We start from the raw sequence: 13318 nt of genomic DNA, 5'->3' as shown, positions 1-13318 counted from the left end.
CACAGTGAGCGGCATGGACATCGAAGAGCGACGGCCGCCGGTGCCCGACGGGCCGGGTGCCACACGATCGGGTGAGGTGCCGGAGCCGGACGCCGCGGGGCGGGGCGCGGCGCCGGCCGCGGAGCCCGCGCGCCGCACGCCGCTGCGGCGCCGGGCGCTGATCGCCGCGGGGGCCGGTGCCGCGCTGCTGGGCGGTGTCCTGGCCCTGCCGCACCTCGCCGGGTCCGGCGGGCCGGTGCCGCCCGCGCCGGGGCCGGTGGCACGGGCGATGACCGCGGTGGGGACCGGCGCGCCGGCCTCGCTGGCGGACCTCGCGGCCCTCATCGGCGACCGTGAGACGCATCTGCGGGCGCACCCGCGCGACGACGGATCGTGGGCGGTGCTCGGGACCGCGTACGCGGAGCAGGCGCGGCGGACGGTGGCGGCCGGGTACTACCCGAAGGCGGAGAAGGCGCTGCGCACCTCCCTGGAGGTCCGCCCGAAGGGCAACACGGCCGCGCTGGACGGGCTCGCCGGGCTCGCGGTGGCGCGCGGCGACTTCCGCGAGGCCAAGCGGTGGGGGGAGGCGTCGGTGAAGGCGGCGCCGAAGCGGTGGACGGCGTACCCGGCGCTGGTCGAGGCGTACACCGGGCTGGGCGACCACAAGGCGGCGCGGCGGACGCTGGACACCCTGCTGGGCCTGCGGTCGGGGCCGGTGGCCCGGTCCGTCGCGGCCCGGGTGTACCGGGACCGCGGCTGGCGGGAGGACGCGGCGGCGGCGATCGCGGACGCGACGGCCGCCGCGACGACGCCCTCCCAGGAGGCGGCCTTCCTCCAGCAGGGCGGGCAGCTGGCCTGGGAGCGCGGCGACGTAGGCGAGTCGCTGGACCACTACCGGGCGGCGGTCGGCGCCGATCCCGACGAGCACGGCGCACTCGCCGGCCAGGGGCGGGCGCTGGCCGCGCTCGGGCGCACCTCGGAGGCGCTGCGCGCCTACCGGACGGCGCTGGCCAAGCGCCCGGCGCCGCGCCACGCGCTGGAGCTGGGCGAGCTGTACGAGAAGCTGGGGCTGCCCGGCGCGGCGCGCACGCAGTACGACCTGGCGCGTGAGCTGGTGCGGCGGGACGGCGCCGGGGGCGTGGACGACGCGGTGGTCCTCGGGCTGCTGGAGGCGGACCACGGCGACGCGCGGGAGGCGGTGCGGCGGCTGCGGGCCGAGTGGGACCGGCAGCCGGGCCTGGTGGTGGCGGACGCGCTGGGCTGGGCCCTGCACCGCGCCGGGGACGACGCGCGGGCCCTGGAGTTCGCGACGCGGGCCACGGACCCCGAGCACGGCGGCGAGGTGCGCAGCGCGCTGTACGCGTACCACCGGGGGCAGATCGAGCGGGACCTGGGGAAGGACGGTCCGGCCCGGCGCCATCTCGCCGAGGCGCTGCGGATCAACCCGTTCTTCTCGCCGCTGCTGGCGCCCGCGGCGCGCGAGGGGCTGGCCGCGCTGGGCGAGCCGCCGGCGGAGGGCCTGCCGGAGCCGTCGGGCGGCCCGGGGGAGGCCGGGGACGACGGGCGGGGGGCCGCGCGGGCGGCGGCCGGTCCGCCGGCGTCGCGGCCGGCGTCGGCTCCGGCCCCCGCCTCCGGTCCGGCCGCGGCGGGGACGCCGCCGGTGTCCGCGCCCGCCCGGCCGGCGGGCCGCTGACCCGCCGTGCGGGCCGGTGCCGGCGGCCCGGCCCGCACGGCGTGGCCGGTGGATGCCGCGCCACCACCGGTCACGCGGGGGACGGCGCCCCGTGAACGGGCCGGCGTTGCCGGCCCGCCCGGCCGGTCAGAGGTTGCCGCGCTTGTCCTGCTCGCGCTCGATGGCCTCGAACAGGGCCTTGAAGTTGCCCTTGCCGAAGCCCATGGAGCCGTGCCGCTCGATGATCTCGAAGAAGACGGTCGGACGGTCCTGGACCGGCTTGGTGAAGATCTGGAGCAGGTAGCCGTCCTCGTCGCGGTCGGCGAGGATCTTCAGCTCGCGCAGCGTCTCCACGGGCACCCGGGTGTCGCCGACCCACTCGCCGAGGGTGTCGTAGTAGGAGTCGGGGGTGTCGAGGAACCGGACGCCGGCCGCGCGCATGGTGCGGACGGTGCGGACGATGTCGCTGGTGTTCAGCGCGATGTGCTGGACGCCGGCGCCGCCGTAGAACTCCAGGTACTCGTCGATCTGGGACTTCTTCTTGGCGACGGCGGGCTCGTTGATCGGGAACTTGACCTTCAGCGTGCCGTCGGCCACGACCTTGGACATCAGGGCGCTGTACTCGGTCGCGATGTCGTCGCCCACGAACTCCTTCATGTTCGTGAAGCCCATGACCTTGTTGTAGAAGCCGACCCACTCGTTCATCCGGCCGAGTTCGACGTTGCCGACGCAGTGGTCGACGGCCTGGAACGTGCGGTGGGCGGGCGGCTCGACGATCGGGTCGGCGGCGACGTAGCCGGGCAGGTAGGGGCCGTCGTAGCCGGTCCGCTCGACGAGCGTGTGGCGGGTCTGGCCGTAGGTGGCGATCGCGGCGAGGACGACCGTGCCGTGCTCGTCCTTGACCTCGTGGGGCTCGACGAGGGCGCGGGCGCCGTGCTCGACGGCGTAGTGGAAGGCGGCACGGGCGTCCGGGACCTCGATGGACAGGTCGACGACGCCGTCGCCGTGCTCCGCGACGTGCTCGGCGAGGAAGGTGCCCCAGGCCGTCGCGGGCTTGATCACCGAGGTGAACACGAAGCGCGCCGAGCCGTTCTCCAGGACGTAGGACGCCGTCTCGCGGCTGCCGTTCTCCGGGCCGGAGTAGGCGACGAGCTGCATGCCGAAGGCGGTGGAGTAGTAGTGCGCCGCCTGCTTGGCGTTGCCGACGGCGAAGACGACCGCGTCCATTCCCTTGACCGGGAAGGGGTCGGCCTGCCGGGCGGTGTCGGGAGCGTGGTCCGTGTTCGCTGGGGTCGCAGTCATGGCCGCAGACTCCCGCCGTTCCGCAAGGTGCGCAATAGTTCCCGTGACCACTGAACAATCTGTACAGCCAACGGCCCCGGACGGCGGCCTTTCTGTACACGATGACCATCACGGAGGGCGCTGTGGCGATCGATCATCTGGACGGGCGGCTGCTGGTGCTGCTGGCGCGCGAGCCGCGCATCGGGGTCCTGGAGATGTCCCGCCGGCTGGGGGTCGCGCGGGGCACCGTGCAGGCCCGGATGGACCGGCTTCAGTCGAATGGCGTCATCCGCGGATTCGGCCCCCAGGTCGATCCGGCGGCGCTCGGCTACCCGGTCACGGCGTTCGCCACCCTGGAGATCAAACAGGGTCAAGGGCCTGATGTACGGGCGCACTTGACGACCGTGCCCGAGGTGCTGGAGCTGCACACCACCACCGGCAGCGGGGACATGCTCTGCCGTCTGGTGGCCCGCTCGAACGCCGATCTCCAGCGGGTGATCGACCGGGTTGTCGGATTTGATGGCATCGTCCGGGCCTCCACGGCGATCGTCATGGAGAACCCGGTCCCGCTGCGGATCATCCCGCTCGTGGAGCAGGCAGCGACCGAACACCGGACCGAGGGACCGAGGTGACGTGGCGTGAACTTCTGGGAGTACCTGAGCAGCCGCCATCAGCAGCTGCTCGCGGACGCCTATCAGCACGCCAGCGCGGTCTTCCAGTGCATGGTCGTGGCGACCCTCATCGGGGTGCTGATCGGCGTCGTCACCTACCGCAGCGACTGGGCGGGCAACCTCGCCACGACGACCACCTCGGCGATCCTGACCATTCCCTCGCTGGCCATGATCGGTCTGCTGATCCCGATCGTGGGCCTGGGCGTCCCGCCCACGGTCATCGCCCTGACGCTGTACGGCCTGCTGCCGATCGTGCGCAACGCGATCGTCGGACTGCGCGGCGTCGATCCCACCCTGGTCGACGCGGCCAACGGCATCGGGATGTCGCGGCTGGCCCGGCTGGTGCGGGTGGAACTGCCGCTGGCCTGGCCGCCCATCCTGACCGGCATCCGGGTCTCCACGCAGATGCTGATGGGTATCGCGGCGATCGCGGCCTACGCCTCCGGCCCCGGACTCGGCAACGAGATCTTCCGCGGCATCAGCTCGCTGGGCAGCAAGAACGCCCTCAACCAGGTGCTCGCCGGCACGGTCGGGATCATCATCCTGGCGCTGCTGTTCGACGCCGCCTACGTCCTGATCGGCCGGCTGACCATCCCGAGGGGGATTCGTGCCTGAGACCGCCGACACCACCGAGCGCCCCGAGAACGCCTCGGACGCCGCCACCTCCCCGGCGTCGACCACGGGTGCCACGATCGAGCTGGAGAACCTCACCAAGCGCTATGCCGGCAGCCGGGACGCGGCGGTGGACAGCGTGAACATGGACATCAAGGCGGGCGAACTCGTGGTGTTCGTCGGCCCGTCCGGCTGCGGCAAGTCGACCACGCTGAAGATGATCAACCGGCTGATCGAGCCGAGCGGCGGCCGGATCCGGATCGGCGGCGAGGACGTCACCGACATGGACCCGGTGAAGCTGCGCCGCAAGGTGGGCTACGCGATCCAGTCCTCGGGCCTGTTCCCGCACATGACCGTGGCGCAGAACATCGGGCTCGTGCCGAAGATGGTCGGCTGGTCGAAGTCGCGGATCAAGGCGCGGGTCGAGGAGATGCTGGACCTGGTGGGCCTGGACGCGAGCGAGTTCCAGGGCCGCTACCCGCGCCAGCTCTCCGGCGGCCAGCAGCAGCGCGTCGGGGTGGCGCGGGCGCTCGCCGCCGACCCGCCCGTGCTGCTCATGGACGAGCCGTTCGGCGCGGTGGACCCGATCACCCGCGACCACCTCCAGGACGAGCTGATCCGACTCCAGCACGAACTGCACAAGACGATCGTCTTCGTGACCCACGACTTCGACGAGGCCATCAAGCTCGGCGACCGGATCGCGGTGCTGCGCGAGCACTCGCACATCGCCCAGTTCGACACCCCGGAGGCGATCCTCACCAACCCGGCGGACGACTTCGTGTCGGGCTTCGTGGGCGCGGGCGCCGCCCTGAAGCGGCTGAACCTCAGCCGCGTCCGGGACGTGGAGATCACCGACTACCCGACGGTCACCGTCGACGACCCGCTCCAGGAGATCTTCGGCAAGCTCCGCTCCAGCGGCACCAACGAGATCCTGCTGCTCGACAAGCGGGGCCGCCCCTACAAGTGGCTGCGGCGCGGCGACCTGATGCGCGCCAAGGGCTCGCTGGCGCGGGCGGGCACCCTGGTGCACGACACGGTGACCCGGGACGCCACCCTGCGGGACGCCCTGGAGGCCGTCCTCACCGACAACTCGGGCCGGGTGCCGGTGACGGGGCGGCGCGGCGAGTACACCGGGGTCGTCGACATGGAGACGCTGATGAACTCGGTGCACGAACTCCTCGAAGCCGACCGGCTGGAGGCCATGGAACACCAGCACGAACTGGAGGAGGCGCGCTCCCACCAGACCCAGTTCGAGCAGGAGGGTGTCGACGGCGGGGAGGCGAAGGCGTGAACACTCCGCCGACGGAACAGCGCCCCGAGGGCGAGCACGAGGTCAGGGGGATCGCCTTCCGCGACGACGGCGAGGGCGACGCCGAGGGCGAGCAGGAGGCACCGCCGGCCCAGGAGCCGCCGCGGTGGCGGATCGGCTGGCAGAAGCTGACCTTCCTGCCGGCCCTGCTGATCGCCCTGCTGCTGGCCACCTGGCTGTGGTTCGAGCAGGCGGACCTGGACCCGATCTCGAAGAACGCGCTGTCGAACGGCCAGGTCTCCAAGGCCCTGTGGCAGCACATCCAACTGACGGTGATCTCCACGTTCTTCGTGCTGATCATCGCCATCCCGCTGGGCATCCTGCTGACCCGCAAGGCGTTCCGCAAGGCGACCCCGATCGCCATGACGATCGCCAACATGGGGCAGGCGACCCCGGCGATCGGTCTGCTGGCCCTGCTGGTCATCTGGCTCGGCACCGGGGAGAAGTCGGCCCTGATCGGCATCACCATCTACGCGATCCTGCCGGTGCTGTCCAACACGATCGCCGGCCTGAAGGCCAACGACCCGACCCTGCTGGAGGCGTCGCGCGGCATCGGGATGTCGCCGCTGGGCGTGCTCACCCGGGTCGAACTGCCGCTGGCGGTCCCGCTGATCCTCGCGGGAGTGCGCACGGCACTCGTGCTGAACGTGGGCACCGCGACCCTCGCCACCTTCGGCGGCGGCGGCGGACTGGGCGTCCTCATCACCACCGGCATCACCACGCAGCGCATGCCGGTCCTGGTCCTCGGCGCGATCCTCACGGTGGCGCTCGCTCTGCTGGTCGACTGGCTGGCGTCCCTGGCGGAACTCCTGCTGAGGCCGCGCGGACTGGAGGTGGGGACATGAGCGGGCCGACGAGAAGGACCCGTACCCTCGCGGCGTTCGCGGGGCTCCTGGTACTGGCGTCCGGATGCGGGCTGACCAGCGGTTCCCCGATGACGGACGACGTCTCGCCGGGCACGGTGGGCAAGGGCGAGCCGCTGAAGGGCGCGACGCTCACGGTGGCCTCGAAGGAGTTCACCGAGCAGCTCGTCCTCGGCGCCATCATGGGCATCGCCTTCCAGGCGGCCGGCGCGAAGGTCATCGACCGGACCGGCATCCAGGGCTCGATCGGCACCCGCGAGGCGATCAAGAACGGCGACGCGGACGCCACGTACGAGTACACCGGCACCGCGTGGATCACCTACCTGGGCAACAGCAAGCCGATCCCGGACCCGCAGAAGCAGTGGCAGGCCGTGCACGACGCCGACCCGAAGAACGGCGTGATCTGGCTGCCGCCGTCGGACCTCAACAACACCTACGCGCTCGCCATGAACCAGGCCAACTTCAAGAAGTACGGCACGAAGACGCTGTCCGACGTGGCCGCCCTGTCGAAGTCGGACCCGAACGCGGTCACGCTGTGCGTGGAGAGCGAGTTCGCCAACCGCGCCGACGGGCTGCCGGGCATGGAGAAGGCGTACGGCATGTCGATCCCGGCGAAGAACATCACCCAGATGGACACCGGGATCATCTACACCCAGGTGAAGAAGGGCAGTTGCACCTACGGCGAGGTGTTCACCACCGACGGGCGCATCAAGTCGATGAACCTGGCGGTGATGGAGGACAACAAGAAGTTCTTCCCCAACTACAACGCCGCTCCGGTGATCAACGCGAAGACCTACAAGAAGTACCCGCAGATCGCCCAGGTCATCGACCCGGTGACGAAGGCCCTGAACAACTCGGTGGCCCAGGACCTGAACGCCAAGGTGGACGTCCAGGGCCAGGACCCGCACGAGGTGGCCCTGGAATGGATGACCTCGGAAGGGTTCGTGAAGCAGAACTGATCCGGACCGGACCGGACCGGCCGGGCACCGGTGACGGCGGCCGGCCGGCCGGTCGGTCGGTCACGGTCCGGACCCGACCGTGGGAGCCGGGGCCGGACGGGTCAGCAGCTCGGGACCGAGCCCTTCCCCTTCTCCAGGGCCACCAGGGAGTCGACCGCACCCCGGAGGCTCGTCACCGGAACCAGGCGCAGCCCCTTCGGCAGCTCCGCCTTCGCGTCCGAGCACTCGGCCTTCGGCACGAGGAACACGGTCGCCCCGTCACGCCGGGCCGCCTGCGTCTTGAGGGCGACGCCGCCGACCGGTCCGACCGTGCCGTCGGCGTCGATCGTCCCCGTACCGGCGACGACGCGCCCGCCCGTGAGGTCGCCGCCGCTGCCGTCGCCGTCGAGTTTGTCGACGATGCCGAGGGAGAACAGCAGTCCCGCACTCGGTCCCCCGACGTTCGCCAGCTTGAGGGTGACCTCGACGTCGCCCTTCTCGTGCAGATAGCCGAGGGCCGCCTCGGTGGCGGTGTCCTGCGACTTCCTCATCTCGTCGGTGTTGTGCCGCTCGATCTCCTCGAGGCTGCCGCCGCTCGGGTAGACCGCGTCGCGGGGCATCACGGCCCGGTCGGTGGCGAACCAGGCGCCGAGCACGTCCCCCAGCGAGACCGTGGCGTCCGGCCCGGTGGCCTCGATCGTCGTCATCCGCAGCTGGCCGCGGGTCTTCCGGGTGGGCGCCCCGGTGATGGTGATCACCTGGTCGCCCTTGTTCTCGCCGAGCACGTTCGCCGTCAGACCGGGCTGCGCCAGCGAGAAGGGCAGCGGCGCGAACACCGCCGTGGCGAGCAGGGCCACGACGGGGAGGGCGCAGACGGCGACGGCCTTGGGGCGCGTGAGGCGAGAGAGCACGGGTTCAATCTAACGTCCCGGGCCGGCCGCCCCTCCGGACAGGTCCGGCGATCCGGCACGGCCGGAGTCGGCCGCCGTCAGCGCAGCGCGTCGGCGACCTCGCGGGCCGCGTCCATCACCCGCGGACCCACCCGCTCCGGGACCGCGTCCGCGAGCATGACCACCCCGACGCTCCCCTCCAAGCCCGTCACCCCGATGAGCGGCGCCGCGGCACCGCTGGCGCCGGCCTCCAGCTCCCCGTGCGTGAGCGTGTAGCCGGGGTCCTCCAGCGGCGCCCGCCGGGCGGCGAGGATCGCGCGGCCCGCCGCTCCCCGGTCGAGCGGGTGCCGGAAACCGGCCCGGTAGGCCACGTGGTAGTCCGTCCACGTCGGTTCGACGACCGCGACGGCCAGCGCCTCGGTCCCGTCCACCAGCGTCAGGTGGGCCGTCGCCCCTATGTCCTCGGCCAGTGCGCGCAGCGCGGGCAGCGCGGCCTCGCGGACCAGTGGGTGCACCTGGCGGCCGAGCCGCAGCACGCCCAGTCCCACCCGGGCCCGGCCGCCGAGGTCACGGCGTACCAGCGCGTGCTGCTCCAGCGTGGCGAGCAACCGGTAGACCACGGTCCGGTTGACGCCGAGTTTGTTCGACAGTTCGGTGACGGTGAGTCCGTGGTCGGTGTCGGCGAGCAGCTTGAGGACCCGCAGTCCCCGGTCGAGCGTCTGAGAGGTCTCCGCGGTCACGACGCCCACTCCTTAGTGGTGAGGTCGACGGCGCTCGCTCGGCGGATGCGTCACCGAGTCCCGTCGGCGACGCGCTTCAGAGGCCGCCGGTCGGCTGGCGACCCGGGCTCTTCCCGGGCGGAGTCGCTTCACGGCTGCGCTCCGCGGCGGCGCTGCCACGGGGCGTGTGCGTAGCGGGACAGTAGCGAGCCGGTCCGCTCAGCGGAAGTCTCCGTCCAGAATCCGGGCATCGGCTCGTACGGACTGATTCCGTTTGTCCCGGAACGCGGGGCGCGCGGCACCCCGCGTACACCCGGCGCGCGCACAGCGCGCAGGTGGCGGCGCGCGCCGCGCCGGACGGGCGCGCGCTCGTCTCGGCGACGGCCGCCGGCCGGTGCCCCGCGTTCCGGATAGCGGCGGCGGACAGGTAACCGCTTCTCCATGTCGCACGGCCCTCGGCCCGGCCCGCACGGCACCCCGTGCCTCCGGGACCGGCGGTACGGTCCACCGCCGGCCCTCGGGTCCGGCACTCCGGCCCGGCTCCAGCGTCGGCGGCGACCCGCGCTGCCCCGCGTCGCGATCGGGCGCGCGGCGGGACGCGACCACAGGACCGGCGGCCCGGTCGGCAGCCGTCCGGAGCCCGCGTCGCACGGCCCGTCCACCACCCGGGGCGCGGCCCTGCGGAGGATCGCGGAAGCCGGCACCCCCGCCCGGTCCGGTCGAGGGCCGCCGGCGCGGCCGGTCACCGCATCCGGGTGGCCCACTCCTGCACCTTGGCGATCCGCTGGCGCAGCTGCCCGGCCGTCGCCTCCGCGCTCGGCGGGCCGCCGCAGACCCGGCGCAGCTCGGTGTGGATCACACCGTGCGGCTTGCCGCTCTGGTGGACGTACGCGCCGACCATGGTGTTGAGCTGCTTGCGCAGTTCCAGCATCTCCTTGTGGGAGACGACCGGGCGGCGCTCGGCGGGCAGTTCGAGGAGGTCGGCCTCCTCGTCGGGCTTCTTGCGGCTGTGCGCGATCTGCCGGGCCTGCCGCTTCTGGAGCAGCAGCTGCACCTGGTCGGGTTCGAGGAGCCCGGGGATGCCGAGGTAGTCCTGCTCCTCCTCGCTGCCCGGATGGGCCTGCATCCCGAACTCGGCGCCGTCGTAGAGGACCCGGTCGAAGACGGCCTCGGACTCCAGGGCCTCGAAGGAGAACTGCTCCTGCTCGCCGGTGTCCTCGTCCTGCTCCTTGTTCGCCTCGTCCATCTCCTTCTCGGACTCGGCGTAGGGGTCCTCCTCGGTCTCCTTGCGGGGCTTGTCGAGGGCGTGGTCGCGCTCGACCTCCATCTCGTTCGCGAAGGTGAGGAGGTCGGGAACGGTCGGCAGGAACACGGACGCGGTCTCGCCGCGCCGGCGGGACCGCACGAAGCGGCCGACCGCCTGGGCGAAGAACAGCGGCGTCGAGATCGTGGTCGCGTACACCCCGACGGCGAGACGCGGCACGTCGACGCCCTCGGACACCATGCGCACGGCGACCATCCACCGGTCGTCGCCCGCGGCGAAGTCGTCGATCCGCTTCGAGGCGCCGGTGTCGTCGGAGAGCACGACGGTGGCCTTGGAGCCGGTGATCTCCCGGATCAGTTTGGCGTAGGCCCGGGCGGAGTCCTGGTCGGAGGCGATGACGAGGGCGCCGGCGTCCGGGATGCCCTTGCGGACCTCGGTGAGCCGCTGGTCGGCGGCGCGCAGCACGCTCGGCATCCACTCGCCACGCGGGTCGAGCGCGGTGCGCCATGCCTGGCTGACGGCGTCCTTGGTCATCGGCTCGCCGAGGCGGGCCGCGATCTCGTCGCCCGCCTTGGTGCGCCAGCGCATGTTGCCGCTGTAGGAGAGGAAGATGACCGGGCGCACGACGCCGTCCCCGAGCGCGGACCCGTAGCCGTAGGTGTAGTCGGCGGAGGACCGGCGGATGCCGTCCCTGCCCTCCTCGTAGGTGACGAACGGGATGGGGTTGGTGTCGGAACGGAACGGCGTTCCCGTGAGCGCGAGCCGGCGGGTGGCGGGCTCGAACGCCTCCAGGCACGCCTCGCCCCAGGACTTGCTGTCACCGGCGTGGTGGATCTCGTCGAGGATGACGAGGGTCTTGCGCTGCTCGGAGCGGTTGCGGTGCAGCATCGGCCGCACCCCGACACCGGCGTACGTGACGGCGACGCCCTGGTACTCCTTGCTCAGCGGCCCGGCGCTGTACTCGGGGTCCAGCTTGATCCCTATCCGCGCGGCGGCCTCGGCCCACTGCTTCTTCAGGTGCTCGGTCGGCGCCACCACGGTCACCTGCTGGACCACGTGGTGGTGCAGCAGCCAGGACGCGAGCGTCAGCGCGAACGTCGTCTTGCCGGCGCCCGGGGTGGCGACGGCGAGGAAGTCGCGCGGCTGCTCCTGGATGTACCTCTCCATCGCCCCCTGCTGCCAGGCGCGCAGCTTGTTCGCGGTGCCCCAGGGGGCACGGCCGGGGAAGGCGGGCGAGAGGTGGTGCGAGTGCGAGGAGGCGCTGGCGGCGGTGGTAGTCACGGTCTCCGGTCTGGGTGGCGAGGGGGAGCGTCCGGGTCCGCGCGCGGCGCGTCGAGTGCGGCGGTGGCAGACGGGCGGTCGGCTCGGCTACGTACGACAACCGGGCCACCCTACCGGCGCCCCCGGCGTGTCAACGCGCGGACGGCGCCGCGTCCCCGGCGGATGGGACCGAGGTCACATGACGGTGCGGAGTCACCCCAGCACACGGCTCCGCTCCCGGATCCGGGTCGTCACCCAGGCCCCGGCCAGCGCCACCCCCGCCATCGGCAGGAACACGGCGGCGAACGCGGCCGGCGGGGAGCCGTGGGCGCCCGCGCCCGGGCCGGCCGCCGCGTGGACCGGGGTGCCGCCGCCCAGGGCGGCGAAGGCGGCTCCTCCGAAGGCGAGCAGCAGGACGTTGCACAGGGCGTCGGAGATCTGGAGGGCGGCCGAGTTCGTGCCCGCCTCGTGCGGCGCCGAGAGCCGGAGCAGCAGCACGCTGGTCGAGGCGATCACGAGCCCCATCCCGAAGCAGCCGACCGCCCAGGCGACGGCGACGGTCCACACGGGCACGGCCGGGACGAGCACCGCGGGCGCGGTCGCCACGGCGGCGGCGACCAGCACCATGCCCAGCAGCATCAGCCGTTCCCGGTACGGCTCCACCCGTGGCCGCGCCTGGACCCAGGAGCCCGCGGCCCAGGTGGCACCGCCCGCGGCGAGCGAGAGCCCGGCGAGGGTCGGGGAGAGTCCGCGCTGGGTGACGAGCATCAGCGGCACGAAGGACTCGGCGGCGACGAACGAGCCGGCCGCGACACCGCGCAGCAGCACCACGGACGGGAGCCCGCGCGCGGCTCTCCAGGTGCCGTGCGGCAGCAGGCCCCGGACGGCGGGGACGAGCAGGGCGGCACCGGCCAGGGCGGGCGGCAGCGCCGACGGGCGCAGGTCCTGGGCGGCGTACTGCAGGAGCCCCGCCCCCAGGGCGATCCCGAACGCCAGCCGGATGCGGCGCCGGTCGAGCGGGGTACGGCGCGCCGGCCCGCCGGTCCCCCCGGCGGGCTTCCGGGTGGGCCCACCGGCCAGCCGCCTGGTCTGCGGCAGGACCAGGGCGAGGGGGACGCCCACCAGCGCGGGGATGCCGAGGAACACCCAGCGCCAGCCGAGGTGCTCGGTGACGGCGCCCGCGGCCAGCGGGCCGACCACGGAGGGCACCACCCAGGCCGCCGCGAAGGACGCCATGATCGCGGGCCGCAGGCGCTCGGGGTAGACCCGCCCGACGACGACGTACAGCGCGACGATGACCAGCCCGCCGCCCAGCCCCTGGACCGCCCGCCCGAGGACGAAGACCCCCATGCCGGCGGCGGTCCCGGACAGCAGCAGCCCGGCCGCGAACGCGCCGATGCCGACGGTGAGGGGGGCGACCGGCCCGTCGCGGTCGGACCACTGACCGGCGAGGACCATCCCGAACAGGCTGGTCGTGAAGTATCCGGAGAAGGCGAACGCGTACAGCGCCACGCCGTGGAGTTCCCGTGCCGCGACCGGCATCGCCGTGCCGACGGCGGTGGCCTCGAAGGCGATGACCAGCACCACGGACACGATCCCGATGCTGAGCGCGCGGAACGACCGGCTCAGCACCCCGCCCTCGCCCTCGGCGGGAACGGTCGCGACGTCGGGGGCGTCCAGGGCTGCCATGGACGTCAGCGTAAGGTGCGCACCCCGCCGTGGCTCCTGTCGGTGGTCGGTGATCACCCCGTCCTTTGGTCCTACGACCACTCCCCCGCCCCGGCGGACCGCCGTTCGTGAACGGCGCATGGCAGTCCCGTTGCGGCGGCGCCGACACCCTTGAGCGGCCCTCTCCCGCCG

General features: G+C 73.0%; 11 protein-coding genes. 6 read left to right on the top strand and 5 right to left on the bottom strand.

Annotation, left to right across the window (positions count from 1 at the left end):
* The first annotated feature begins 13 nt into the window (after positions 1 to 13).
* Positions 14 to 1672, top strand: a complete 1659-nt coding sequence (locus ACGFS9_RS24425) for a tetratricopeptide repeat protein (protein WP_393256143.1) — start codon at positions 14 to 16, stop codon at positions 1670 to 1672.
* A gap of 126 nt (positions 1673 to 1798) precedes the next feature.
* Here ACGFS9_RS24425 and hppD read toward each other — a convergent pair whose 3' ends face one another.
* The gene (gene hppD, locus ACGFS9_RS24420) at positions 1799 to 2953 is read right to left on the bottom strand and encodes a 4-hydroxyphenylpyruvate dioxygenase (RefSeq protein WP_393256141.1); all 1155 of its coding nucleotides are present in this window, start codon (positions 2951 to 2953) and stop codon (positions 1799 to 1801) included.
* A gap of 122 nt (positions 2954 to 3075) precedes the next feature.
* Between hppD and ACGFS9_RS24415 the strand changes: the two genes are divergently transcribed.
* The 5 genes from ACGFS9_RS24415 to ACGFS9_RS24395 all read left to right on the top strand — a co-directional run bounded on the left by ACGFS9_RS24415 (position 3076) and on the right by ACGFS9_RS24395 (position 7346).
* Positions 3076 to 3564 carry an Lrp/AsnC family transcriptional regulator gene (locus ACGFS9_RS24415; RefSeq protein ID WP_393256181.1) on the top strand — a complete coding sequence of 163 codons (489 nt, stop codon included), beginning with the start codon at positions 3076 to 3078 and terminating at the stop codon, positions 3562 to 3564.
* Positions 3565 to 3570: 6 nt separating this feature from the next.
* Positions 3571 to 4218, top strand: a complete 648-nt coding sequence (locus ACGFS9_RS24410) for an ABC transporter permease (protein ID WP_393256139.1) — start codon at positions 3571 to 3573, stop codon at positions 4216 to 4218.
* Positions 4219 to 4294: 76 nt separating this feature from the next.
* Positions 4295 to 5506 carry a betaine/proline/choline family ABC transporter ATP-binding protein gene (locus ACGFS9_RS24405; protein ID WP_393256179.1) on the top strand — a complete coding sequence of 404 codons (1212 nt, stop codon included), beginning with the start codon at positions 4295 to 4297 and terminating at the stop codon, positions 5504 to 5506.
* Positions 5503 to 6369 carry an ABC transporter permease gene (locus tag ACGFS9_RS24400; protein ID WP_393256138.1) on the top strand — a complete coding sequence of 289 codons (867 nt, stop codon included), beginning with the start codon at positions 5503 to 5505 and terminating at the stop codon, positions 6367 to 6369. The genes ACGFS9_RS24405 and ACGFS9_RS24400 overlap by 4 nt, the downstream gene beginning before the upstream one ends.
* On the top strand, positions 6366 to 7346 hold the full coding sequence (locus ACGFS9_RS24395) for a glycine betaine ABC transporter substrate-binding protein (RefSeq protein ID WP_393256137.1): 981 nt from the start codon (positions 6366 to 6368) through the stop codon (positions 7344 to 7346). The genes ACGFS9_RS24400 and ACGFS9_RS24395 overlap by 4 nt, the downstream gene beginning before the upstream one ends.
* 101 nt (positions 7347 to 7447) lie before the next feature.
* Here ACGFS9_RS24395 and ACGFS9_RS24390 read toward each other — a convergent pair whose 3' ends face one another.
* From ACGFS9_RS24390 to ACGFS9_RS24375, 4 genes are all read right to left on the bottom strand, one after another.
* Complete coding sequence (locus ACGFS9_RS24390) at positions 7448 to 8236, bottom strand: S16 family serine protease (RefSeq protein ID WP_393256135.1); 789 nt, start codon at positions 8234 to 8236, stop codon at positions 7448 to 7450.
* Between the two features lie 77 nt (positions 8237 to 8313).
* Positions 8314 to 8955 (bottom strand): IclR family transcriptional regulator, encoded by a 642-nt coding sequence (locus ACGFS9_RS24385; protein WP_393256133.1) that lies wholly within the window; start codon positions 8953 to 8955, stop codon positions 8314 to 8316.
* Between the two features lie 721 nt (positions 8956 to 9676).
* Entirely contained in the window at positions 9677 to 11479 is a 1803-nt protein-coding gene (locus ACGFS9_RS24380; RefSeq protein WP_393256131.1) for a DEAD/DEAH box helicase, read from the bottom strand.
* A gap of 192 nt (positions 11480 to 11671) precedes the next feature.
* Positions 11672 to 13147: an MFS transporter gene (locus ACGFS9_RS24375; RefSeq protein ID WP_393256129.1), complete on the bottom strand. Its 1476-nt coding sequence runs from the start codon at positions 13145 to 13147 to the stop codon at positions 11672 to 11674.
* Between the last annotated feature and the right edge of the window lie 171 nt (positions 13148 to 13318).

Origin of the sequence: Streptomyces sp. NPDC048566 (genome assembly GCF_043199735.1) — a bacterium.
GTDB lineage: Bacteria > Actinomycetota > Actinomycetes > Streptomycetales > Streptomycetaceae > Streptomyces.
Note: the sequence above shows the minus strand (reverse complement) of the source record. Positions and strands in the feature narration are given on the sequence as shown.

Coding starts and splice junctions, on each gene's coding strand:
- ACGFS9_RS24375 (WP_393256129.1), bottom strand. CDS start 13,147: ATGGCAGCCCTGGACGCCCCCGACGTCGCGACCGTTCCCGCCGAGGGC.
- ACGFS9_RS24425 (WP_393256143.1), top strand. CDS start 14: ATGGACATCGAAGAGCGACGGCCGCCGGTGCCCGACGGGCCGGGTGCC.
- hppD (WP_393256141.1), bottom strand. CDS start 2,953: ATGACTGCGACCCCAGCGAACACGGACCACGCTCCCGACACCGCCCGG.
- ACGFS9_RS24395 (WP_393256137.1), top strand. CDS start 6,366: ATGAGCGGGCCGACGAGAAGGACCCGTACCCTCGCGGCGTTCGCGGGG.